Annotated in this window: 27 protein-coding genes; 13 read left to right on the forward strand and 14 right to left on the reverse strand. The window is 58.6% G+C overall.

What is annotated here, in order from left to right:
• Position 1: 1 nt before the first annotated feature.
• Entirely contained in the window at positions 2–553 is a 552-nt protein-coding gene (locus SLH49_RS20125; RefSeq protein ID WP_320270943.1) for a DUF3859 domain-containing protein, read from the forward strand.
• On the opposite strand, the gene SLH49_RS20130 is transcribed toward SLH49_RS20125, so the two are convergent.
• Positions 550–1,320, reverse strand: a complete 771-nt coding sequence (locus SLH49_RS20130; protein WP_320270944.1) for a sulfite exporter TauE/SafE family protein — start codon at positions 1,318–1,320, stop codon at positions 550–552. The genes SLH49_RS20125 and SLH49_RS20130 overlap by 4 nt on opposite strands.
• A gap of 146 nt (positions 1,321–1,466) precedes the next feature.
• Here SLH49_RS20130 and SLH49_RS20135 point away from each other — a divergent pair, with 146 nt between their 5' ends.
• Positions 1,467–3,152, forward strand: a complete 1,686-nt coding sequence (locus SLH49_RS20135; RefSeq protein ID WP_320270945.1) for an acyl-CoA dehydrogenase family protein — start codon at positions 1,467–1,469, stop codon at positions 3,150–3,152.
• A 27-nt stretch (positions 3,153–3,179) separates the two neighbouring features.
• Here SLH49_RS20135 and SLH49_RS20140 read toward each other — a convergent pair whose 3' ends face one another.
• The 13 genes from SLH49_RS20140 to folK all read right to left on the reverse strand — a co-directional run bounded on the left by SLH49_RS20140 (position 3,180) and on the right by folK (position 13,098).
• A complete protein-coding gene (locus SLH49_RS20140; RefSeq protein WP_320270946.1) occupies positions 3,180–3,782 on the reverse strand; it encodes a hypothetical protein in 603 nt (200 codons plus the stop codon).
• Between the two features lie 43 nt (positions 3,783–3,825).
• Positions 3,826–4,551 (reverse strand): DNA repair protein RecO, encoded by a 726-nt coding sequence (gene recO / locus SLH49_RS20145; protein WP_320270947.1) that lies wholly within the window; start codon positions 4,549–4,551, stop codon positions 3,826–3,828.
• 260 nt (positions 4,552–4,811) lie between these two features.
• The gene (locus SLH49_RS20150) at positions 4,812–5,138 is read right to left on the reverse strand and encodes a DUF1491 family protein (RefSeq protein WP_320270948.1); all 327 of its coding nucleotides are present in this window, start codon (positions 5,136–5,138) and stop codon (positions 4,812–4,814) included.
• Positions 5,135–6,052: a GTPase Era gene (era, locus tag SLH49_RS20155; protein WP_320270949.1), complete on the reverse strand. Its 918-nt coding sequence runs from the start codon at positions 6,050–6,052 to the stop codon at positions 5,135–5,137. The genes SLH49_RS20150 and era overlap by 4 nt, the downstream gene beginning before the upstream one ends.
• Entirely contained in the window at positions 6,049–6,729 is a 681-nt protein-coding gene (rnc, locus tag SLH49_RS20160) for a ribonuclease III (RefSeq protein WP_320270950.1), read from the reverse strand. The genes era and rnc overlap by 4 nt, the downstream gene beginning before the upstream one ends.
• Positions 6,726–7,577 (reverse strand): signal peptidase I, encoded by an 852-nt coding sequence (gene lepB, locus SLH49_RS20165; protein WP_320270951.1) that lies wholly within the window; start codon positions 7,575–7,577, stop codon positions 6,726–6,728. The genes rnc and lepB overlap by 4 nt, the downstream gene beginning before the upstream one ends.
• A 52-nt stretch (positions 7,578–7,629) precedes the next feature.
• Positions 7,630–8,031 carry a holo-ACP synthase gene (acpS, locus tag SLH49_RS20170; protein WP_320270952.1) on the reverse strand — a complete coding sequence of 134 codons (402 nt, stop codon included), beginning with the start codon at positions 8,029–8,031 and terminating at the stop codon, positions 7,630–7,632.
• Entirely contained in the window at positions 8,028–8,342 is a 315-nt protein-coding gene (locus SLH49_RS20175; RefSeq protein ID WP_320270953.1) for a Dabb family protein, read from the reverse strand. The genes acpS and SLH49_RS20175 overlap by 4 nt, the downstream gene beginning before the upstream one ends.
• A 53-nt stretch (positions 8,343–8,395) precedes the next feature.
• The gene (locus tag SLH49_RS20180; protein WP_320271034.1) at positions 8,396–9,142 is read right to left on the reverse strand and encodes a pyridoxine 5'-phosphate synthase; all 747 of its coding nucleotides are present in this window, start codon (positions 9,140–9,142) and stop codon (positions 8,396–8,398) included.
• 25 nt (positions 9,143–9,167) lie between these two features.
• On the reverse strand, positions 9,168–9,854 hold the full coding sequence (locus SLH49_RS20185; RefSeq protein ID WP_320270954.1) for a DUF2062 domain-containing protein: 687 nt from the start codon (positions 9,852–9,854) through the stop codon (positions 9,168–9,170).
• Positions 9,855–9,878: 24 nt separating this feature from the next.
• Positions 9,879–12,011 (reverse strand): bifunctional (p)ppGpp synthetase/guanosine-3',5'-bis(diphosphate) 3'-pyrophosphohydrolase, encoded by a 2,133-nt coding sequence (locus SLH49_RS20190; RefSeq protein ID WP_320270955.1) that lies wholly within the window; start codon positions 12,009–12,011, stop codon positions 9,879–9,881.
• 39 nt (positions 12,012–12,050) lie between these two features.
• Positions 12,051–12,404 carry a DNA-directed RNA polymerase subunit omega gene (gene rpoZ / locus SLH49_RS20195; protein WP_320241031.1) on the reverse strand — a complete coding sequence of 118 codons (354 nt, stop codon included), beginning with the start codon at positions 12,402–12,404 and terminating at the stop codon, positions 12,051–12,053.
• Positions 12,405–12,516: 112 nt separating this feature from the next.
• Positions 12,517–13,098 carry a 2-amino-4-hydroxy-6-hydroxymethyldihydropteridine diphosphokinase gene (gene folK, locus SLH49_RS20200; protein ID WP_320270956.1) on the reverse strand — a complete coding sequence of 194 codons (582 nt, stop codon included), beginning with the start codon at positions 13,096–13,098 and terminating at the stop codon, positions 12,517–12,519.
• Between the two features lie 110 nt (positions 13,099–13,208).
• Between folK and SLH49_RS20205 the strand changes: the two genes are divergently transcribed.
• From SLH49_RS20205 to SLH49_RS20255, 11 genes are all read left to right on the forward strand, one after another.
• Complete coding sequence (locus SLH49_RS20205) at positions 13,209–13,781, forward strand: NYN domain-containing protein (RefSeq protein ID WP_320241023.1); 573 nt, start codon at positions 13,209–13,211, stop codon at positions 13,779–13,781.
• 105 nt (positions 13,782–13,886) lie between these two features.
• On the forward strand, positions 13,887–14,837 hold the full coding sequence (gene ispH / locus SLH49_RS20210; protein WP_320270957.1) for a 4-hydroxy-3-methylbut-2-enyl diphosphate reductase: 951 nt from the start codon (positions 13,887–13,889) through the stop codon (positions 14,835–14,837).
• Positions 14,834–15,223 (forward strand): RidA family protein, encoded by a 390-nt coding sequence (locus SLH49_RS20215; RefSeq protein WP_320270958.1) that lies wholly within the window; start codon positions 14,834–14,836, stop codon positions 15,221–15,223. The genes ispH and SLH49_RS20215 overlap by 4 nt, the downstream gene beginning before the upstream one ends.
• A gap of 111 nt (positions 15,224–15,334) precedes the next feature.
• Positions 15,335–15,949 carry a LysE family translocator gene (locus SLH49_RS20220; RefSeq protein WP_320270959.1) on the forward strand — a complete coding sequence of 205 codons (615 nt, stop codon included), beginning with the start codon at positions 15,335–15,337 and terminating at the stop codon, positions 15,947–15,949.
• Entirely contained in the window at positions 15,946–16,398 is a 453-nt protein-coding gene (locus SLH49_RS20225; RefSeq protein WP_320270960.1) for a YdeI/OmpD-associated family protein, read from the forward strand. Before SLH49_RS20220 ends, SLH49_RS20225 begins: the two co-directional genes overlap by 4 nt.
• Positions 16,395–16,844, forward strand: a complete 450-nt coding sequence (locus SLH49_RS20230; RefSeq protein WP_320270961.1) for a DUF3429 domain-containing protein — start codon at positions 16,395–16,397, stop codon at positions 16,842–16,844. The genes SLH49_RS20225 and SLH49_RS20230 overlap by 4 nt, the downstream gene beginning before the upstream one ends.
• A complete protein-coding gene (locus SLH49_RS20235) occupies positions 16,845–17,441 on the forward strand; it encodes a class I SAM-dependent methyltransferase (RefSeq protein ID WP_320270962.1) in 597 nt (198 codons plus the stop codon). It abuts the gene before it with no gap.
• The gene (gene rnhA, locus SLH49_RS20240; protein ID WP_320270963.1) at positions 17,434–17,874 is read left to right on the forward strand and encodes a ribonuclease HI; all 441 of its coding nucleotides are present in this window, start codon (positions 17,434–17,436) and stop codon (positions 17,872–17,874) included. Before SLH49_RS20235 ends, rnhA begins: the two co-directional genes overlap by 8 nt.
• Positions 17,871–18,566, forward strand: coding sequence for an alpha/beta fold hydrolase (locus tag SLH49_RS20245; protein WP_320270964.1), 696 nt, complete (start codon positions 17,871–17,873; stop codon positions 18,564–18,566). Before rnhA ends, SLH49_RS20245 begins: the two co-directional genes overlap by 4 nt.
• Complete coding sequence (locus SLH49_RS20250) at positions 18,551–19,258, forward strand: RraA family protein (protein WP_320270965.1); 708 nt, start codon at positions 18,551–18,553, stop codon at positions 19,256–19,258. The genes SLH49_RS20245 and SLH49_RS20250 overlap by 16 nt, the downstream gene beginning before the upstream one ends.
• Entirely contained in the window at positions 19,255–19,716 is a 462-nt protein-coding gene (locus SLH49_RS20255) for a hypothetical protein (protein WP_320270966.1), read from the forward strand. Before SLH49_RS20250 ends, SLH49_RS20255 begins: the two co-directional genes overlap by 4 nt.
• The last annotated feature ends 3 nt before the right edge of the window (positions 19,717–19,719 follow it).

The raw sequence follows: 19,719 nt of genomic DNA on the forward strand, positions 1-19,719 counted from the left end.
CATGATGCGCTATATTCTTAGCGTCGCTGCACTCAGCTTGTCGGCGGCGCTCGCCTTTGCAGATGCAACAATGTCATCGGTGCCAGTCAGCCCGGACATCTCGGCTATTCAGGCGGGGATCATATGTCCGCCAGAGACGGTGGGCACCAGTCCGGCACCGGATACGATTGCGGGCACAACTCATCTGATCGAGGAAGAGCCTGAATTTGTTTCAACCAACCGCGTGGTGCCAGCCGTCCTCGACATTGGCTTTGGCGTGAAAGCACAGACGCCCATCGTGGGTGGGATCAATCAGGTCACGATGGTGGTCACCCATCCCGCCATGGGACAGGAGGCGGTCGAAAGTCAAAGCTTCCTGACCCGGATCAGTGACGTGTCACCATCTCTGACCTTCTATCAGTTCGACTATAGCTATGAACTCCTGCCCGGCACCTGGACCATGACCGCGATGCGGGTTGATCAGGTCCTCTATCAGATCGAATTTGAGGTCGTGCCGCCCGAAATGGTGCCAGAGCTTGCTGGTGTTTGCGGATACCTCGATCTGCTGTCTTAACCAATCACGCCGCGCCGGATCAGGTTGACACCGGCGATCACCAGTACCCACAGCGTCACGCGCCGAAACCGCTCCTGATCGAAATGATCGCCCAATTTGAACCCCAGCCACATACCCAGCATCGCCGGGACAACCAGCGCGGCCGAGGCGGGCCATGTCTGCGCGTTCAGCACACCAGATTGCAGATGCCCCAGAAACAGCATGACCGAGCCGAGCCCGTAGATCACGCCCTGGACGGCCATCTGACGGTCACGCGGTGTATTTAGCGCCAAGAGGTACAGCACCGTCGGCGGCCCCCATGTACCTGCCAGACCGCCCAATGTGCCCGACAATGTACCCGCACCCCACTCAAATGGCCGGCGCCAACGGTCACTGATCGCCGGGCGCCATCCCGCGATCTGGATCGCGCACAACACCACAACCGGCACACCAAGCACGATGAACATCGCGTTTGTCGGAATGCTTTTTAGGAATTGTGCCGAAATCAGGATCATCACACAGACCAGCGTGATATAGCGCCAATGATCCCGCACAGCATCTCGCGCCGCCCCAAACCCGGCCCGCGCCACCTGCAATCCGTTGCCGAAAACGATGGGAATGATGATGCAGGCCACGACAATCTGGGGATCAATCAGGATCCCCATCCCTGAAATCATCACCAGTGGCATCGCAAAGCCGACCGCACCTTTGACAAATCCCCCCAGCAAGGTGACCCCGCAGGCAAAGGCGAACAAGGCGGGCGGTAAGGTCGTAAAAATCGCGTCCATATGCCCTCTTACGCCGATCTGCGGGGGGCTGCATCATGAAACAACTGCGACACTTTTATTCATTTCAGATGCCTCGAGTGAATTATTATTGCGCTGCAACTGCAAAAAGCTTATCTCTGCGCCTGCAAATTGAAAGGATTCTCGTGATGCCGCATGATGGTCAGGATATGACGTTGAAAACCAACCCGATTCTGGCGGATCTCCTGGATCTGACAGCGGCATCCTTGCCTGCGGTAGACGATGTTTTGGCCCGCGCGAAGGCGTCTGTGCGGGCGTTGGTCGAGGATGATGGTCGCGTCTCCGGCAAACTGATCGAAGACCACCAGACAGCGGCGCATGGTCTCGCCTGGCTCGCCACCTACGCGCAATCGCTGCACCAGATGCAGGAGTGGGCGGCGCGACTACATGCGGCGGGCACGTTTGGCGAGGTGGAGCAACTGATCCACCAGATCGCCTTCGGCGAATACCTTTGGCAGATCTATGGCGGCATCCAGATGAACCAGGGCGAAATGGTCCGCCTGCAGGACATGGGCCTGAGCCAGGACGATATGCGCGCGTTGATGCTCCCTGCGGTGATGACGCTGACTCAATCGGGGAACACGCAGGCCGCACGGATGCGGTTGGTGGAACTGATGGAAGAGCAATCGGCGAATATCACTGTCGGCGCGTCAGGCCTGGATGAAGAGCTTGAGATGATCCGCGAACAATTCCGCCGTTTTAGCGTGGAAAAGGTCGAGCCCTATGCCCATGAATGGCACCTGAAGGACGAGCTTATCCCGATGGAGATCATCACAGAGATGGCCGAAATGGGCGTGTTTGGCCTGACGATCCCCGAGGAATATGGCGGTTTCGGCCTGTCGAAAGCGTCGATGTGCGTGGTGTCAGAGGAACTCTCGCGCGGCTATATCGGTGTGGGCTCACTCGGCACACGGTCCGAGATTGCAGCCGAACTGATCATCTGCGGCGGCACGGATGCGCAAAAGGAGAAATGGCTGCCGGGTCTGGCATCGGCCGAGATTTTGCCGACGGCGGTGTTTACGGAGCCCAATACAGGGTCGGACCTCGGATCGTTGCGCACCCGCGCCCGGAAAGAGGGCGATGACTGGATCATCACTGGCAACAAGACCTGGATCACCCATGCCGCCCGCACGCATGTGATGACCGTGCTCGCCCGGACCATCCCGGACACCGACAATTACAAAGGTCTGTCAATGTTCCTCGCCGAAAAGACCCCCGGCACGGATGAAGAACCGTGGCAGGACCCCGGCATTTCCGGTGGCGAGATCGAGGTGCTTGGCTATCGGGGCATGAAAGAATACACGCTCAACTTCGATGATTTCAAAGTGAAGGGCGAGAACCTGTTGGGCGAAACCGAGGGCCAAGGGTTCAAGCAGTTGATGCAGACGTTTGAGAGCGCCCGCATCCAGACCGCCGCCCGCGCGGTGGGTGTGGCCCAATCGGCGCTTGATGAGGGGATGCGCTACGCGCAGGACCGCAAGCAGTTTGGCAAAGCGCTGATCAATTTCCCTCGTGTGGCTGGCAAGCTGGCCATGATGGCTGTTGAGATCATGATCGCGCGGCAACTGACCTATTTCAGCGCGCATGAGAAGGACAATGATCGGCGCTGCGATCTTGAGGCCGGGATGGCGAAACTGCTCGGCGCGCGTGTTGCGTGGACCTGTGCGGATAACGCGCTGCAGATCCATGGTGGTAACGGCTTCGCGTTGGAATACAAGATCAGCCGCATCCTTTGTGACGCACGCATTCTGAACATCTTTGAAGGGGCCGCCGAAATTCAGGCGCAAGTGATCGCGCGGCGGGTGCTTGACTAACCCAAGACCATGAACTGCTTGGACCAGTTAAGGCGCCACGTGTATGACCTTGCAGGTGGAGAAGGGGAGAGGTTGATCCGATTCAAGTCGCCACTCCTCACAAAATGACATTGCAGCGGCTGCCGCCTCTGCTCTGTTGTCGTAGTCCCATGACCAACCTGTCGATCCGTCTTCGGCAGTAGCGAATGCACGATACCCGGGCAAGGTCAGGTATTCCTGATAATACTTGTTGGTATGACTTCCGATGACTTCTCTATCCGCGGGAAGCTCTATATCCGGCACGCGTACTGCGACAATCTGACAGTTCCCGTCCCCTTGCTCGCAATAAGCAAGCGCCCCGCGCTCAGCCATCTCAAGACTGTTATACTCGCGCACCCATCCAAAGTTGCCCTTTGAGTCCGTGGCAAAGGCAGAAAAGTAATCGTCTGACGCCAGCCATTCACTGTATGCTTGCGCAGCCTCTGTCTGCCTGGGGGCATCGCGGCGCATGTCTAACCGGGTGGCACCTTCATGAAAGAACGGTTCTGGCAGCGGGGCGACCCAGCCAAAACTCACCCCCTTTATCAAAGCATCACCGATCACAAAGCCGACAACGCCACAGATCACAAACTTCAAATGAGAGGTATTCATCAAAGTTGTTTAACCAATCTAAAGGACGAAAATATGACGACACTCAAGAGCGACCGATGGCGTCCAAAAGGCGTCCGCGTGCGCCAGGGACGGGTCGGTCACCGAGGCTTTTGACAAGCCGGTGTTCGATGAAATAGCCTGTTGTGCCTAACGCAGTGACAATCTCGGCATTTGTCGCGTCCCCCTGCCCTGAAAGCACTGGCGGGAGCGGCAGCATCCTATCCGCCCATTCCCCGGCCCCGTCGCGGCTGACAGCACGCCCCGATTTGGGCGAGACATAGATCAGATCGTCATTCACACCCCGCACCGCGCAGGCAGAGAGATCAAGGCCAAAGCCCATCTCTTCCAGCAGCGCCTGCTCCCACCGCAGGTAGGCGAGCGGCCAGATATCCGTTTGCCCCAGCAGGTCCAGCAGATTGATCGTGCGGCCATAGAGCGCGGGGTGGCCTTCGCGTTCGGGCAAAACCAAAGCCAAAAGTGCGCAGACCGCATTCAGACCCGCAAGCGCAAGCCTGTCGCCCATCGCCGAAGCCGCTCGGCTGCGGATGGGTTCGACGGTGAACGATCCCAGATGGCTGTCGAGGCGTGCTTTCCATGTCACCGAGAGCTGCGCCCCCGGCTGCAGGATTGGCGCCACCTTTCGGCTGGTGCCACTGCGGACAACGCCCGCATGGCGGCCATGATTTTCGCTGAAAACCTCCGCAATGACCGAGGTCTCGCCAAAGGGGCGCGTGACGAGCAAGACGCCCTCGTCTGACCACTCAATCATATCTGTTGACCTGAGACATCATCACAGCTTCTGCCGCGGCATCGAAAGATGCAAGCGGCAGCGCGCGCGGAGAGTTTCGGATGCCTCCGGCGGGAGTATTTGGGGCGAGATGATGATCACCTCACCCCAGTGACTAACTTGCGTTTATCACCTCGCGCGACCATCGGCTCTCCAGCCTGTGCCGTGATTTCAGTGTGATCCCGCATGGTTAACAACTCCTTATCATCTCGCCGAAAATACTCCCGCCGGAGGCATAAAAGTTATTCGAGCCCCGGTTCATCCAAAAGATGCCGGCCTTGTCTGTCCTCGACCTCGATCACCCAAAGATCGGGATCGAAGCCTTGTTGTTTGGTGATGGAAACGTCCACCTCGGCCTCGTCCCCTTCGGTCAGCACGACCCATTGCCGTGCGCCGGTCATCAGGTCGAAACTGCGCTGGTAACAACAGGCCCGCCCGTCAAGCGTGTTGAGTTTGACCAGCACCGCCCCCGCCGTGCCGTCGCCACGCTTGACGACGAAGGCCGGGATGTCCTGCAGGCGCAGGCGCGTCAGGTACGCTGAGACCCAGATCTCGGCGGTCAGTCTCAAGCGTTGCCATCTTTGAAATCAAGGCCCATTTCGGAATACCGTTCCGCCTCTTCCAGCCAATTTGGCCGCACCTTGACCTTGACGAACAAATGCACGCGGCGGCCCAGGAATTCTTCGAGTTCAAGGCGCGCGGCCTGGCTGACGGCCTTCACCGTTTCGCCCCCCTTGCCCAACACGATACCCTTATGCCCGTCGCGGGCCACGTAGATCAGTTGGTCGATCCGGGCCGAGCCGTCCTTGCGCTCTTCCCAACTCTCGGTCTCGACGGTGAGTTCGTAGGGCAATTCCTTATGCAGGCGCAGTGTCAGCTTTTCCCGCGTGACCTCTGCCGCGATCATGCGCATGGGCAGGTCGGCGATCTGATCTTCGGGGTAAAGGAACGGCCCTTCCGGCACCTGCGCGGCCAGCCAATCTTTCAGCGCGTCGCAGCCATGCCCCTTCTCGGCGGAGATCATGAATGTCTCGGCAAAGGGGTAGGCGTCATTCATTTCTTTAGTGAGTGCGAGCAGGCTTTCCGATTTGACCTTGTCGATTTTGTTGATGGCGAGTGCCACGGGGGCATCGCCGGCCCGCTCTGTCAATGTGGCGAGGATCGCCTTCACCCCGTCGGTCAAGCCGCGATGCGCCTCGATCATCAGCACCACCACATCGGCATCCGCCGCCCCACCCCAGGCGGCGGCCACCATGGCGCGGTCGAGCCTGCGGCGCGGTTTGAAAAGACCCGGCGTATCGACAAAGATCAGTTGTGCATCGTCCGCCATTGCAACACCGCGAATGCGGGCACGGGTGGTCTGCACCTTGTGCGTGACGATAGAGACCTTTGCACCAACCATATGGTTCAGGAGCGTGGATTTGCCTGCATTCGGCTCTCCGATCAGGGCCACAAAGCCTGCTTTGGTTGTCCCGTCGGTCATGTATCCACTTTCTTGAGCATCGCATCGGCGGCGGCCTGTTCGGCCTGGCGTTTCGACCCTGCAGTCGCCTGTTCACTTGGGCCAGAGGCCAGCCGTACCTCAATCGTAAACATCGGTTGATGATCGGGACCGGTGCGCGCGATTTCAACATATTGCGGTGGCACCTCGCCACGGGCCTGCGCCCATTCCTGCAGGGCGGTTTTGGCATCGCGGGCATCATCGGCTACGTTGTGGATGCGTTTGCCCCACAATTTCAGGACCACCTTGCGTGCAGCCTCAAACCCGGCATCCTGATAGATTGCGGCAATCACCGCCTCCATCGCGTCGGCCAGCAACGCCTCTTTGCGGCGGCCACCTGATTTCATCTCGGACCGGCCAAGCTTCAGGACCGCCCCAAGGTCAATCTGGCGGGCCACATCGGCGCAGGTTTCCCGCCGCACCAGCGCGTTGTAACGCGGGGCGAGCAACCCTTCCGGGGCGTTTGGATCGGCGTCGAGCAAAGCCTCGGCCATTACGAGGCCCAGCACGCGGTCGCCCAAAAATTCCTGCCGCTGATTGTCGTCACGATGCGGGCTGGTGATTGAGGAATGCGTGACCGCGCGCACCAAAAGATCAGGCCGTGCAAAGCGATGACCCAGCCGGTCGGAAAAGGCGGACAGATCGGCAGAGAGCCTCACTCCAGCGCCTTGAAGAAGCGGTCACCGCGCCATGTCCAGAAGGCGAACATGGAACGGCCTGCGGATGAGAACATCACGCGATCCGCGCGCCCGACGAGGTCTTTGCGGTCGACAAAACCCAGACCGCTGCGCGTTTGGGGCACACGGCTGTCATTTGAGTTATCGCGATTATCACCCATGAAAAAGAACTGGCCTTCGGGTACGGTGAAGACACCGGTATCGTCGGTCGACAAGCGGCTGGCTGGCTGATCAATGATGTTGAGAATGTTGTGCGTTGCACCGCCTGGCAAAGTCTCAATCTGGCGGCTCTTGATGCAATCGGCCCCGCTCCCCACGGGCCTGTTTTCACAGCGGGGTCGAAGCCGCAACGGGCCTTGCGGCTCCATGATTTCAGTGAAGACGCCAGCATCAGCCACCTCAACAGGCGCGTCATTGATGAATAGCCGCCCGCCTTGCATCTGGATGCGATCTCCCGGCATGCCGATCAGCCGTTTGATGAAATCCATGCCGGTGACGGGATGGCGGAAGACCACGATATCACCGCGTTCGGGGTCGGAGCCGAAAAGCCGCTCATCACGGTCTTCGAACCAGCCACAAAAGTCGTCAGCACCCAGGTCAAGGCCGATCTGTGGGATACGGATCGAGGGGCAGGAGGCGTAGGAATAGCCATAAGCCATCTTGTTCACAAACAGGAAGTCACCGATCAGCAACGTGTCTTTCATGGAGCCCGAGGGGATCCAGAATGGCTGAAAGAAAACGGTCCGGAAGATGCCAGCGATCACAAGTGCCCAGAAGACAGTTTTGATCGTTTCGACAATGACGCCGATAAACCCAGATTTTTCGGCCATTGCCTGATCCTTTAGTCGTTTTGAGGGTACATGCGGTGGTGGGGTGCGCCTGTCAAGCGATGGGGCGCGCCTCAATCACCACAAAGGCCTGTGCCCAGGGGTGATCATCGGTCAACGTTACGTGAATGATCGCCTCGTGCCCTTCCGGTGTCATCTGATCGAGCCTGTCCTTGGCCCAACCGGTGACGGCCATGACGGGTTGACCCGTGCGCAAATTGGACACAGCCATATCCTTCCACGAAATGCCCATGCGCAGGCCGGTGCCCAGTGCTTTGGAGCAGGCCTCTTTCGCGGCCCAGCGTTTGGCATAGGTTCCAGCCACGTCCTTGCGCCGCTGCGCCTTGCGCTGCTCGACTTCCGTAAAGACGCGGTTGCGGAAGCGGTCGCCAAACCGCTCAAGCGTGCCCGCAATCCGTTCGATATTGGCAAGGTCGGTGCCGACGCCAAGGATCATCCGGGCACCTCGAGGTCGATGACCATGATGCCATCCGCCCCGCCGACACACAGATCGACCAAACGCACGCCAAGCGCACTGTGGCGTGCATCGCCGGCATAAGTCTGCAAGGCATCGGTGTCTTCGAATGTCCCAATAAAGCCGTAGGGGTAGTTTTGCGACTTGGCCTCGAAATCCCGGTTTGGTCCGTGTTCGAAGGTCACAAAACCGGGCAAAGCACCGACCAATGCGGCGAGTTGGTCTAAGATCGCACCAAGCTCTTCGGCATCGTGATCATCCTTGAGATCCAGCAAGACAATATGACGGATCATAGCGTACCCTTCCGATAAGATGGTTGATATCTATGAGCAATGCGCGCCGACATCTAGCCTCGGGCTTCATCCATGATCGCGCGCATCTCTGCGATGGCAGGGCCGAGGCCGCGGAAGATGGCTTCACCAATCAGGAAATGGCCGATATTCAATTCCACCACCTGCGGCAGCGCAGCCACGGGACCCACGCAACCATAAGTCAGGCCGTGCCCGGCATGGACCTCAAGCCCCAGATCATCGGCGAAAGCGGCCATGTCGGTGAGCTTCTTCAGTTCCTCATCGCGCTCTGCGAAGCGCTCTTCGGCATGCGCGTCGCAGTAAGCACCCGTATGTAGCTCAATCACCTCAGCCCCGATCCGGTGGGTCGCTTCGATCTGGCGCTGGTCGGCAGCAATGAAGATCGACACGCGACAGCCCACATCCCGTAAAGGCGCGATGTAATGGGCAAGTGAATTTTCCTCGCGCGCGACCTCAAGCCCGCCCTCGGTCGTGCGTTCCTCACGCTTTTCGGGCACGATACAGACGGCATGCGGTTTGTGGCGCAGGGCGATCTTTTGCATCTCGGCCGTCGCTGCCATCTCAAAATTGAGCGGCCCTTCCAGCGCCTCCATCAGCTTTTCGATGTCAGTGTCGGTGATGTGGCGCCGGTCTTCGCGCAGATGCGCGGTGATGCCATCAGCCCCTGCTTCTTCAGCCATGATCGCGGCACGCACCGGGTCAGGCACGGCCCCGCCGCGGGCATTTCGTACCGTAGCCACGTGGTCAATATTCACACCGAGACGCAGTTTCTTTGTGGTCATCATCCGTCCCCCTTCGCAAGCGAACCTAGGACGTTGACGCGCCGTCGTCATCCGCTGAAATGGTTTTTTTGGTGAGTTGGTCGAGCTTGGCCTGCAACGCCTTTTTGCGCCGCATCTGATAGGCCGAAATCACCGGCACTGACAGGTAATAGCAAACGCCACCGCAGATCACACCAGGGATCAGGCCACCAATCAGGTAAGGGTAAAACACCTCGTGATAGAACTCGGCCAGCCCATGCCAATCAGCGATGCGCGGCGTAAAGATGGCCAGGAAATTGTGCCAGATATCCGAGAACGCGTTTCCAAATCGACAGCCCAGCGTGCAGTACCCCGGCTCCAGATCGCGCCCGACACCGAAAAGAGCCGCATTGAAAGGTCGCCCCAAAAGCCAATAGCCGGTACCGAGCGAGGCAACCCCGATAGGAATATAGGTCAGCGGATTGCCAAAGAACGTGCCGAGAAGTGCCGCAAGGATATTCCCGCCCATCAGTCGCGCGATGATCGCTGCGCAGATGAAATGCAGCCCGTAAAAGGGCGTAAAGGCCGTGAAGACGCCTGCCGCAATCCCACGCGAGATTTTCTCGGGCGTATCGGGCAACCGCCGCAGCCTGTGTTTGACATATTGCGCAGCCCGCGCCCAGCCGCCACGGGGATAGAAGAAGTCAAAGACGACCCGCCAGATCGCCCGTCTATCCCTGCGTTTGAACACCACTGCGCATTATCCTTACCTGCGCGACTAACCGCGCCCTGCACTCGCCAAACCTGGATCGCGATAGCGCTTGATGGACGACACGTTGTCCTCCGCCTCAAGCGCGGTCATCACCCGGTGCAAATGTTCCGCATCCCGTAAATCCACGTCGATCAAAAGCCTAAAGTAATCCGGTTTCCGATCGATAAACCTCAGGTCAGAGATATTGGCGTTCTGTTCGCCGATCAATGTGCAAATACGTCCCAACACGCCGGATGCGTTGACGATTGTGACATCGAAGGTCACGGTGTTGACCGCGCCATGGGTGCCTTCCTGCCAATGTAGGTCAAGCCAGCGTTCGGGCTGATCCTCATAATCGGCCAGGGCGGCGCAATCGATAGAGTGAACCACCACGCCGTGACCGCGAAAGGTGATGCCCACAATCCGCTCACCGGGTACGGGCTGACAGCAAGCGCCGCGATGCTGCACCTGATCAGGCGAGAGACCGATAACCGCGCGACCCTGATCAATCTCGTCCCCATGCTGCTGTTCAAGTTCAGGATAGATGGCGCGGACGACCTCACGCCCCGTGATCTCGGCACTGCCCAGCCGGGACAGCAACTCCTCCAAACCCTCAACGGCGAGGGCTTTGGCCGCAAGGCGCAGGGCCTTGTCGGTGCTTTTCTTGCCGACATTCTCAAACGCCACACGCGCCAATTCGCGACCCAAGCGGATGAAGCGTTCGCGGTCTTCTTCGCGCAAGGACCGGCGGATGGCCGTCTTGGCACGCCCGGTCACGGCGATGTCGATCCATGTGACCTGTGGTGTCTGACCTTCGGCGGTGATGATCTCAACCGATTGGCCGTTTTTCAGACGGGTCCAGAGTGGTACGCGCAACCCGTCCACCTTGGCCCCGACGCAGGCCGACCCGATCCGCGTGTGGATAGCATAGGCAAAGTCAATTGGTGTCGCGCCGCGCGGTAGCTTGATCACATCGCCCTTGGGCGTGAAGCAAAAGACCTGGTCGGTATACATTTCAAGCTTCACGGCTTCGAGGAAATCCTCGTGATCCTGATCGTCGTCAAGCCGCTCTGTCAGCGACGAAATCCAGTGGACGGGATCAACGGCAAAGCGGTTTTCGACCCGTTCGCCGTTTTTGTAAGACCAATGGGCCGCCACGCCGGTTTCGGCCACTTCGTGCATTTCGCGGGTACGGATCTGCACCTCGACCCGTTTGCCATCGCGGCCAGAGACAGTGGTGTGGATCGAACGATAGCCGTTCGATTTCGGCTGGCTGATATAGTCCTTGAACCGACCGGGGACCGCCCGCCAACGCTGGTGGATCGCACCAAGGGCCCGATAACAATCTGCCTCGGTAGCGGTGATGATCCGAAAGCCGTAGATGTCAGAGAGGCGCGAAAAACCCTGGTCCTTTTCCTGCATTTTTCGCCAGATCGAGTAGGGCTTTTTGGCGCGACCCTGCACGTCGGCCTCGATATCCGCCTTTTCCAGTTCGACCCGCATATCGGCGGTGATCTTCTGCACCACATCGCCTGTTTCGCGTTGCAAGGTGATGTAACGGCGCAGGATCGAGTTCCGGCCTTCGGGGTTGAGCACCCGAAAGGACAGGTCTTCGAGTTCGTCGCGCATCCATTGCATGCCCATGCGGCCCGCAAGTGGTGCAAAGATATCCATCGTCTCGCGCGCCTTTTGCGCCTGCTTTTCAGGACGCATGGACTTGATCGTGCGCATGTTGTGCAGACGGTCAGCGAGCTTGACGAGCGTCACCCGCAAGTCGCGGCTGGTCGCCATGAAAAGCTTGCGAAAATTCTCCGCCTGTTTGGTCTGCGTGGATGTTAGCTGCAGATTTGTCAGTTTCGTGACGCCATCGACAAGTTCTGCGATTTCGTGCCCGAAGCGCTTTTCGACCTGTGCGTAGGATGCCTTGGTATCCTCGATCGTGTCGTGCAGCAGGGCGGTGACGATGGTGGCGTCGTCCATCTGTTGACCGGCGAGGATTTCGGCCACGGCCACCGGATGGGTGAAGTAAGGCTCCCCTGAATGACGAAACTGTCCGTCATGCATTTCCGCGCCAAAGAGGAATGCATCGTTCAGGAGCGATTGGTTGGTGTTGGGATTGTAGGTGCGGACCGTTGCGATCAGATCATCAGCCGTCGTCATGTGGTCCGCGCCTATCCATATCAGGCCGGGGTTGCGGCCTTATCGCTGTCCTTGCGCATCCATCAGCGCGCGGAGCAGTTTTTCCTCTGACATATCGTCTTCGACGGGTTTGTCCGTTTCGGCACCCATCAGAAGCGACATGCTGTCCTCTTCAGGCTCATCCACTTCGATCTGGGTCTGGTTCGCTTCGATCATGCGCTCGCGCAGATCGTCGGCCTGCTGGGTCTCTTCTGCGATCTCGCGCAGGGACACGACAGGGTTCTTATCGTTGTCGCGATTCACCGTGATCGGCGCCCCGGCAGAGATTTCCCGCGCGCGGTGCGCTGCAAGCATCACAAGCTCAAACCGGTTGGGAACTTTATCGACGCAATCTTCGACGGTGACGCGGGCCATGGACATACTCCAAAGGTGGGTGAGAGTCAGAAGCCATGCTGATAATGCGTCCAAAAGGTATTGACAAGCCCTATCACCCTTTTGGCGTTGGGTGTTTGGCAAGGGTGGCAAATCACTGCGAAGGCTGCAAAGGCCTGACGGCGCCGACATCGTCAGCGGCGCATGCGAGGAGCATCTCTTGCACCGTCGCGCCCAATAGCGGATGGCGCCAATGCGGGGCAACATCGGCAAGCGGGACAAGCACAAAGGCCCGATCCTGCAGACGCGGATGGGGCAGGATCAATTCAGGCGGCGCCGTCTCTTGCTGTTCGGTCAACGAAAGGTTGCGCCAGAACGCGTGTGCTTCGGCATCGGGCAAAACCTGCTCGCCCACTGCAAGCAGGTCCAGATCAAGCGTTCGTTCTACCCAGCGGGCATCACGGGTGCGACTGGCCTCTTTTTCGATCTGATGCAACGCTTTGAGGATCTCTTTGGGTGCACGATCGGTCTTGAACGCCGCTGCCGCATTCACGAAATCGGGGCCCGCATCGGCGGGAAATGCCGGTGTGACATAAAGTTGACTTCTCAACACGGGTGCTTGCGCTAACATTTCGAGCAATTCGAGTGCTCGATTTACCGTTTCCGTAGGGTCACCCCATGGCGATTTCTTATTGCTTCCCAATGCTATGAGCGCCATATCGCCGAACTGAGTCATATTCGCTACTTGCCAGTTTTGGGGAAAAAGCTAAGGTAACGAATGTTTTGCATGATGCAAGCCACTCAGCATGTCAGAAATGCAGGACGGGATTTGGAAGGATACATTGCATGTTTTATCGGGACGAGCGCTTAGCGCTCTTCATCGATGGTTCGAACCTCTATGCCGCTGCAAAGTCACTCGGGTTTGACATCGACTACAAACTGTTGCGTCAAGAGTTTATGCGTCGTGGCAAGATGTTGCGGGCTTTTTACTACACGGCACTGCTGGAAAACGATGAGTATTCGCCGATCCGACCACTCGTGGATTGGTTGCACTACAACGGTTTCACAATGGTCACGAAACCGGCCAAGGAATACACCGACAGCATGGGCCGCCGGAAGGTCAAAGGTAACATGGATATCGAGCTTGCCGTCGACGCGATGGAGCTTGCGCCATATGTTGACCATGTTGTTCTGTTTTCCGGCGACGGGGACTTTCGCCCATTGATCGAGGCATTGCAGCGCAAAGGCGTGCGTGTTTCTGTTGTGTCGACCATTCGCAGCCAGCCGCCAATGATCGCAGATGAACTGCGCAGGCAGGCTGACAACTTCATCGAACTTGATGAATTGCGCGATGTCGTCGGTCGCCCGGCGCGGGAACCGCGCGTCAACACGCAAGAGGAAGTTACCGAAGAAAGCTAGGGCGCGGTTCTTATCGTGGTGCCCGTGCCAAGGCGGCACGGGCACGCGCGCTGGACCTTGGCGCAGCGACTCCTTAACTCTAGACTGAGTTGATCGGAGGCTGACATGCACAAACCACCGCTGACCCTGTATCTTGCGGCACCACGCGGGTTCTGCGCCGGTGTTGATCGCGCAATCAAGATCGTTGAAATGGCGCTTGAGAAATGGGGCGCGCCGGTTTTTGTGCGGCACGAAATCGTTCACAACAAATACGTGGTCGACGACTTGCGCGACAAAGGTGCTGTGTTTGTCGAGGAACTTGACGAATGCCCTGATGACCGGCCGGTGATCTTCTCAGCCCATGGCGTTCCGAAATCCGTCCCCGCGGCAGCACAAGCGCGACAGATGGTCTATGTCGATGCCACCTGCCCACTTGTCAGCAAAGTCCATATCGAGGCGCAGCGCCACGCTGATAACGGTTTGCAGATGATCATGATCGGTCACGCAGGCCACCCGGAAACTGTCGGGACCATGGGGCAATTGCCCGAAGGTGAGGTGCTGCTGGTTGAGACAGTTGAAGACGTGGCCACGGTCGCTGTGCGCGACCCTGAAAGGCTGGCTTTTGTCACACAGACCACCCTCTCGGTTGATGACACGGCAGATATCGTTGCAGAGCTGCAGGCACGCTTCCCAGCAATCGTGGGACCACATAAGGAAGATATCTGCTATGCCACCACCAATCGGCAGGAGGCGGTCAAGGCGATGGCGCCGAAATGCGATGCGATGCTGGTCGTGGGTGCGCCAAACTCATCAAACTCCAAACGGCTCGTTGAGGTCGGTGCGCGTGCAGGCTGCGCCTATGCGCAATTGGTGCAGCGCAACAGCGATATCGATTGGCGGGCGCTTGACGGCATCGGATCGGTCGGCATCACGGCGGGCGCATCCGCCCCTGAAGTGCTGATCAATGAGGTGATTGAGGCATTTCGTGCGCGCTATGACGTCACGGTTGAAATGGTCGTCACTGCAGAAGAGAATGTGGAATTCAAAGTGCCGCGGGTCTTGCGAGAGCCTGCGTGACCCAGCGCGGCATTTATCCTCAAGGGGTGTCAGCCGCCGATATTCCGCTCAAGCTGTCCCCAGGGATCATCTCGAACGGACATCTTTTCCTTACGGGCATGACGGGCAGCGGGCCCGACCAGACCATGCCGGACGACCCCGACGCCCAATTTCACGCTGCATTTCAAAAGATTGCCAACGTACTCATAGCGGCAGATTTGGACTTTGGTGCCGTCGTCGAGATGACGAGCTACCACGTTGATCTTGAAGCGCATTTTGATGCGTTTAGCGCTGTGCATGCGCAATATGTTAAGCCGCCATACCCCGCCTGGACTGCTGTTGAGATTGCAGGATTACGCCGCAAGGGCGCTTTGGTCGAAATCCGGGTCATCGCACGCTTGGATTGAGTTACGCAGATTTTTTCAGAAAAATCTGTGCCGAATCCTTTCACAAAGGATTTGAACCCAATTCTTATGATAAGAATTGCGCCCCGCCGAAACGACGCTAGGCTGTCATTCATGATATCTTTGCAATTCCTTCTGACCGCAATCGTGGTCTGTATCGCCCCCGGGACAGGTGTGATTTACACGCTCGCACTGGGACTTGGCCAAGGGCGCCGCGCGGCCATCGCTGCCGCCATCGGCTGCACATTCGGGATCGTTCCGCATCTGGCGGCAGCAACGCTTGGCCTGGCCGCGCTCCTGCATACTAGCGCCTTATTGTTCCAAATCGTGAAGTTTGCGGGTGTTGCATATCTGCTTTACCTCGCCTGGCAAGCGCTCAAGGCGGACGGCGCGCTTGCCGTTCGTGGTGAGACGACTTCTACCCCGATGGTCAAAATCGCGATACGCGGCGCACTCATCAATATCCTGAACCCCAAGCTGTCGATCTTCTTTCTGGCATTGTTGCCACCATTCCTATCGGGTAACCCTGCAACGGTCACATCCGAAATGGTCTTGCTTGGTGCGGTCTTCATGGCGCTGACTTTCGTGATCTTCGTGCTTTACGGCGTCTTCGCGGCATTTGCGCGTGACTGGCTCTTGCGCAGTGAAGCGGCGATGCGCTGGCTCAATCGTTCCTTTGCCGCGATGTTTGCGGCACTTGGCCTGCGGCTTGCTTTTGAGAAGGCATGAGCGACTATCACACGTTTGAAGGCGAGGTCGTTCCAATGCCGTGGGGCAAGTCGACCTATACCGTCCTGCCCTTGCCAGATGAGATCGCCGCCGCGCTCCAATCCGAACGGGCAAAGCGTGTGGAGGGTGAGATCAACGATCATCCGGTTAATCTGGCGCTGACTAAGGCGCCCGTTCTTGATCAGGTCTTTCTGTGGGCCGGGAGATCGCTTTTGGACGAAATCGGCATCACACCCGGCGAACGGCTTGAGGTGCGGCTGCGCAAGGCAGACGATAGCGTTGACACGCCCGAGGACGTAATGCGCGCCCTCAGAGAGGCAGATATCACAGCAACCTGGGAGGCCTTGACCCCGGGCAAAAAACGGGGCCTCTTGCACCAGATCAAGACGGCCAAACGAGCCGAAACCCGCGCCAAACGCATCGCCAAACTGATTTCTGATCTGACATGAACGCCATACCACGCTCTGCCCTGATCCTGGGTCTTGCTGGCCTTTTGCCATTCCTGTGGGGGGCGCTCACCGTGCTTCGCCCTGATGTGGCGCAATGGGGCAACGAGAATATCGGTCCCCGTTTTATTGGCCCATATGTGCAACTATTTTACGGGGCAATCATCCTGTCTTTCATGTCGGGCGTATTGTGGGGCTTTGCGACCAAAGCGACCGGACGCACCGCCACTGCCGGTTACGTCCTGTCCGTGATACCTGCCCTATGGGCCTTCTTTATGACGGGCGGCGGGCCAACGACCGCGGGGGTCAACCTGATAGTCGGATTTCTGGCGTTGTTGCTGCTGGATTGGCATTTCTGGAAACTGGAACTCGCCCCGCCATGGTGGATGCACCTGCGCATCCTGCTCACGGCGATTGTTGTCGTCTCTTTCCTGCCTTTGGTGCTCTGAATGGTCGATGCCAAAACCATCGCAACCTATGATGCCAAAGCTGGGGATTACATCAAGCTGACCCAGCAAGACGCGCCGGACGCATCGTTGCAAGGCTTTATTGAACTGATGCCTCCGGGCGCCCATGTCCTGGACCTTGGCTGCGGGCCAGCGACTTCGTCGGCGCATATGCGCGCCGCTGGCCTGATAGCTGATCCGGTCGATGCATCACCCGGTATGGTAACACTTGCCAACGAAACGCATGAAATCGGGGCCAGGCTGGGAACATTTGGTGATATCGACGCAGTGGATTTCTACGACGGCATCTGGGCCAATTTCAGCCTCTTGCATGCACCACGGGCGGACCTGCCACGGCATCTGGCGGCGCTCTACCGGGCGCTCAAACCGGGCGGCATCTTTCACATCGGCATGAAAACCGGCGAAGGCAGTGCGCGTGACGGGATCGACCGGCTTTACACTTATGTGACAGTGGTCGAGTTGGATGCATTGCTGCGCGCCGCCGGTTTTGAGACTCTCGATACACGCGAAGGCTCCGAACGCGGCCTTGCTGGCACGATCGATCCCTTCGTGATCATGCGGGCGCGCAAGCGTGGCTGAGCTTTTTGCCTATACCGACGGGGCCTGTTCGGGCAATCCCGGCCCCGGCGGCTGGGGAGCCCTGCTGATCGCGCGCGATGGTGACCGCGTGTTGAAAGAGCGGGAATTGAAAGGCGGTGCGGCTGAGACCACCAACAACCGTATGGAACTGATGGCGGCAATCACCGCGCTTGAGACGCTGGAGCGTCCAACAAAGCTTACCGTCGTCACCGACAGCAAATATGTGATGGATGGCATCACCAAGTGGATCCACGGCTGGAAGGCAAAGAACTGGACGAAGAAGGGGCTCAAGAATGTTGAGCTCTGGCAGCGCCTGGATACGGCTGCAGCCCGTCACGATGTGACATGGGAATGGGTGAAAGGGCATGCCGGCCATCCGGAAAATGAGCGCGCGGATGAGCTTGCGCGCGCTGGGATGGCCCCCTTCAAATGAGTGCGCCGCTGCTTCTCCTGCCGGGCATGATGTGCGATGCGCGTCTGTACGGCCCGCAATTGGCTGCGTTTTCGGCCAAGTGCCCGGTCATGGTGGTGCCGTTTGGCCTGCATGAAACGGTCGATGAGATCGCGGCAGAGGTGTTGGCCCACGCGCCGCCACGTTTTGCGCTCGCAGGCCTGTCCATGGGCGGCATCGTCGCGATGGAGGTGATCCGCCAGGCACCCGAAAGGGTCACGCGACTGGCCCTTCTGGACACCAATCCCAAAGCCGAAGACCCTGCCATTGCCGCGCGCCGCGAACCGCAAATCGCGAAGGTTCGCAAAGGGGGATTGCGCACTGTGATGCGTGACGAGATGAAGCCCAACTACCTGACCGATGGTCCGAACACAGGCGCGATCCTCGATCTTTGCATGGCCATGGCGGAAACACTCGGCCCAGCGGCGTTCATTTCCCAATCCCGCGCCTTGCAGTCCCGCCCCGATCAGCAAGACACCTTACGCCGCATCACCGTGCCAACCTTGGTCCTGTGTGGTGAGGATGACGCGCTCTGTCCATTGCACCGCCATACGCTGATGCACGAACTTGTTCCCGGCGCTACGCTGACCGTGATCAAGGGCGCGGGGCATCTTCCGACGCTTGAACAACCTGATGCAACGAACGAGGCGATTGCCGAATGGCTGACCCGATAATCCCCGACGACCTCCTTGCGCTCCTCCAGCGGGTCGATACGCCAACTGTCTGCAACGCGATCGAAGTGGCGCAGGGCAAACGCGGGTTTGACGCCTTCACCAAAGGCACCATGCAATGCTCGGCTCCGGGCGAGGTCATGGTGGGCTTTGCCCGAACAGCCAAGATCGCAGGACGGGAACCGCCGAATGAGGCCCCCGATGTGATCCGCGCGCGCCGTCTGGATTACTTCCGCGCCATGGCCGCCGGGCCGCGTCCAGCCATAGCGGTGATCGAAGATGTGGACTTTCCGCATTGCGTCAGCGCCTGGTGGGGCGAAGTCCATACAAATGTGCATAAGGGCCTCGGCCTGAACGGCGCGCTGACGAATGGCGTGATGCGCGATCTGGGTGATCTGGCCGCCGGTTTCCCGGTGGTCGCTGGCTCCATCGGGCCTTCACATGCCTTCGTGCATGTCCGCGAACTTGGCACTCCGGTGAAGGTATTCGGGATGGAGGTGCAACAGGGCGACCTGGTCCATGCAGACCGACACGGCGCATTGGTCATCCCGCCGGACGTCATCCCCGACCTCAAAGCCGCAATTGAAAAGATGTGGGCGGGGGAGCGGATCATCCTCGGCCCGGCAAAAGAACCGGGATTTGATCTTGAAAAGCTGCTGGCCGCCTGGGCAGACTTTGAAAGGGCACGGACATGATGCATGACCTTGCAAATTATCAGGCGGCGTCCGGTCGTTTCGAGCCTGTCTGGACCATTGAGGTTCAGACATTGCCGGAAGATGTGGATCGCATACTCGACGCTGTAATGACTGTCCACAAACTGAGCTTTGGCCGGTATCAGCGGAACGCCAGTATCACCGCACTCGGCAAGGAAACATCCCAGCCGGAACCGAATTCGACAACGACGAACCACGCCGCAGGATTTCAGGCTGGCATGACCGAAACCTATCCGATGGTGGAGCTCAAGATTTCCATCGAACGTGATCTGGCTGTTCTGGAAAAGGTGATGGATGCGATTATCGGCGCGCATCACTATGAAGAGCCGGTGATCTTTTTGCGTGAAGATTGGGCCAGCCGGGCCGCTTATGATCCAAACAGCGACAATCCCCATCGTTGGTGGAACAACGGACGCGGATTGCCGGACAGGATTGACTGACCT

The organism is Cognatiyoonia sp. IB215446, from assembly GCF_033963825.1.
In the GTDB taxonomy this organism is placed as follows: Bacteria; Pseudomonadota; Alphaproteobacteria; order Rhodobacterales; family Rhodobacteraceae; genus Yoonia.

Bases quoted from the DNA above. Each gene is read 5' to 3' on its own strand.
- SLH49_RS20125 (WP_320270943.1), top strand. From the start codon at position 2: ATGATGCGCTATATTCTTAGCGTCGCTGCACTCAGCTTGTCGGCGGCG.
- SLH49_RS20130 (WP_320270944.1), bottom strand. From the start codon at position 1,320: ATGGACGCGATTTTTACGACCTTACCGCCCGCCTTGTTCGCCTTTGCC.
- SLH49_RS20135 (WP_320270945.1), top strand. From the start codon at position 1,467: ATGCCGCATGATGGTCAGGATATGACGTTGAAAACCAACCCGATTCTG.
- SLH49_RS20140 (WP_320270946.1), bottom strand. From the start codon at position 3,782: ATGAATACCTCTCATTTGAAGTTTGTGATCTGTGGCGTTGTCGGCTTT.
- recO (WP_320270947.1), bottom strand. From the start codon at position 4,551: ATGATTGAGTGGTCAGACGAGGGCGTCTTGCTCGTCACGCGCCCCTTT.
- era (WP_320270949.1), bottom strand. From the start codon at position 6,052: ATGACCGACGGGACAACCAAAGCAGGCTTTGTGGCCCTGATCGGAGAG.
- lepB (WP_320270951.1), bottom strand. From the start codon at position 7,577: ATGGCCGAAAAATCTGGGTTTATCGGCGTCATTGTCGAAACGATCAAA.
- acpS (WP_320270952.1), bottom strand. From the start codon at position 8,031: ATGATCCTTGGCGTCGGCACCGACCTTGCCAATATCGAACGGATTGCG.
- SLH49_RS20175 (WP_320270953.1), bottom strand. From the start codon at position 8,342: ATGATCCGTCATATTGTCTTGCTGGATCTCAAGGATGATCACGATGCC.
- SLH49_RS20180 (WP_320271034.1), bottom strand. From the start codon at position 9,142: ATGACCACAAAGAAACTGCGTCTCGGTGTGAATATTGACCACGTGGCT.
- SLH49_RS20190 (WP_320270955.1), bottom strand. From the start codon at position 12,011: ATGACGACGGCTGATGATCTGATCGCAACGGTCCGCACCTACAATCCC.
- rpoZ (WP_320241031.1), bottom strand. From the start codon at position 12,404: ATGGCCCGCGTCACCGTCGAAGATTGCGTCGATAAAGTTCCCAACCGG.
- folK (WP_320270956.1), bottom strand. From the start codon at position 13,098: ATGACTCAGTTCGGCGATATGGCGCTCATAGCATTGGGAAGCAATAAG.
- SLH49_RS20205 (WP_320241023.1), top strand. From the start codon at position 13,209: ATGTTTTATCGGGACGAGCGCTTAGCGCTCTTCATCGATGGTTCGAAC.
- ispH (WP_320270957.1), top strand. From the start codon at position 13,887: ATGCACAAACCACCGCTGACCCTGTATCTTGCGGCACCACGCGGGTTC.
- SLH49_RS20220 (WP_320270959.1), top strand. From the start codon at position 15,335: ATGATATCTTTGCAATTCCTTCTGACCGCAATCGTGGTCTGTATCGCC.
- SLH49_RS20225 (WP_320270960.1), top strand. From the start codon at position 15,946: ATGAGCGACTATCACACGTTTGAAGGCGAGGTCGTTCCAATGCCGTGG.
- SLH49_RS20230 (WP_320270961.1), top strand. From the start codon at position 16,395: ATGAACGCCATACCACGCTCTGCCCTGATCCTGGGTCTTGCTGGCCTT.
- SLH49_RS20235 (WP_320270962.1), top strand. From the start codon at position 16,845: ATGGTCGATGCCAAAACCATCGCAACCTATGATGCCAAAGCTGGGGAT.
- SLH49_RS20245 (WP_320270964.1), top strand. From the start codon at position 17,871: ATGAGTGCGCCGCTGCTTCTCCTGCCGGGCATGATGTGCGATGCGCGT.
- SLH49_RS20250 (WP_320270965.1), top strand. From the start codon at position 18,551: ATGGCTGACCCGATAATCCCCGACGACCTCCTTGCGCTCCTCCAGCGG.
- SLH49_RS20255 (WP_320270966.1), top strand. From the start codon at position 19,255: ATGATGCATGACCTTGCAAATTATCAGGCGGCGTCCGGTCGTTTCGAG.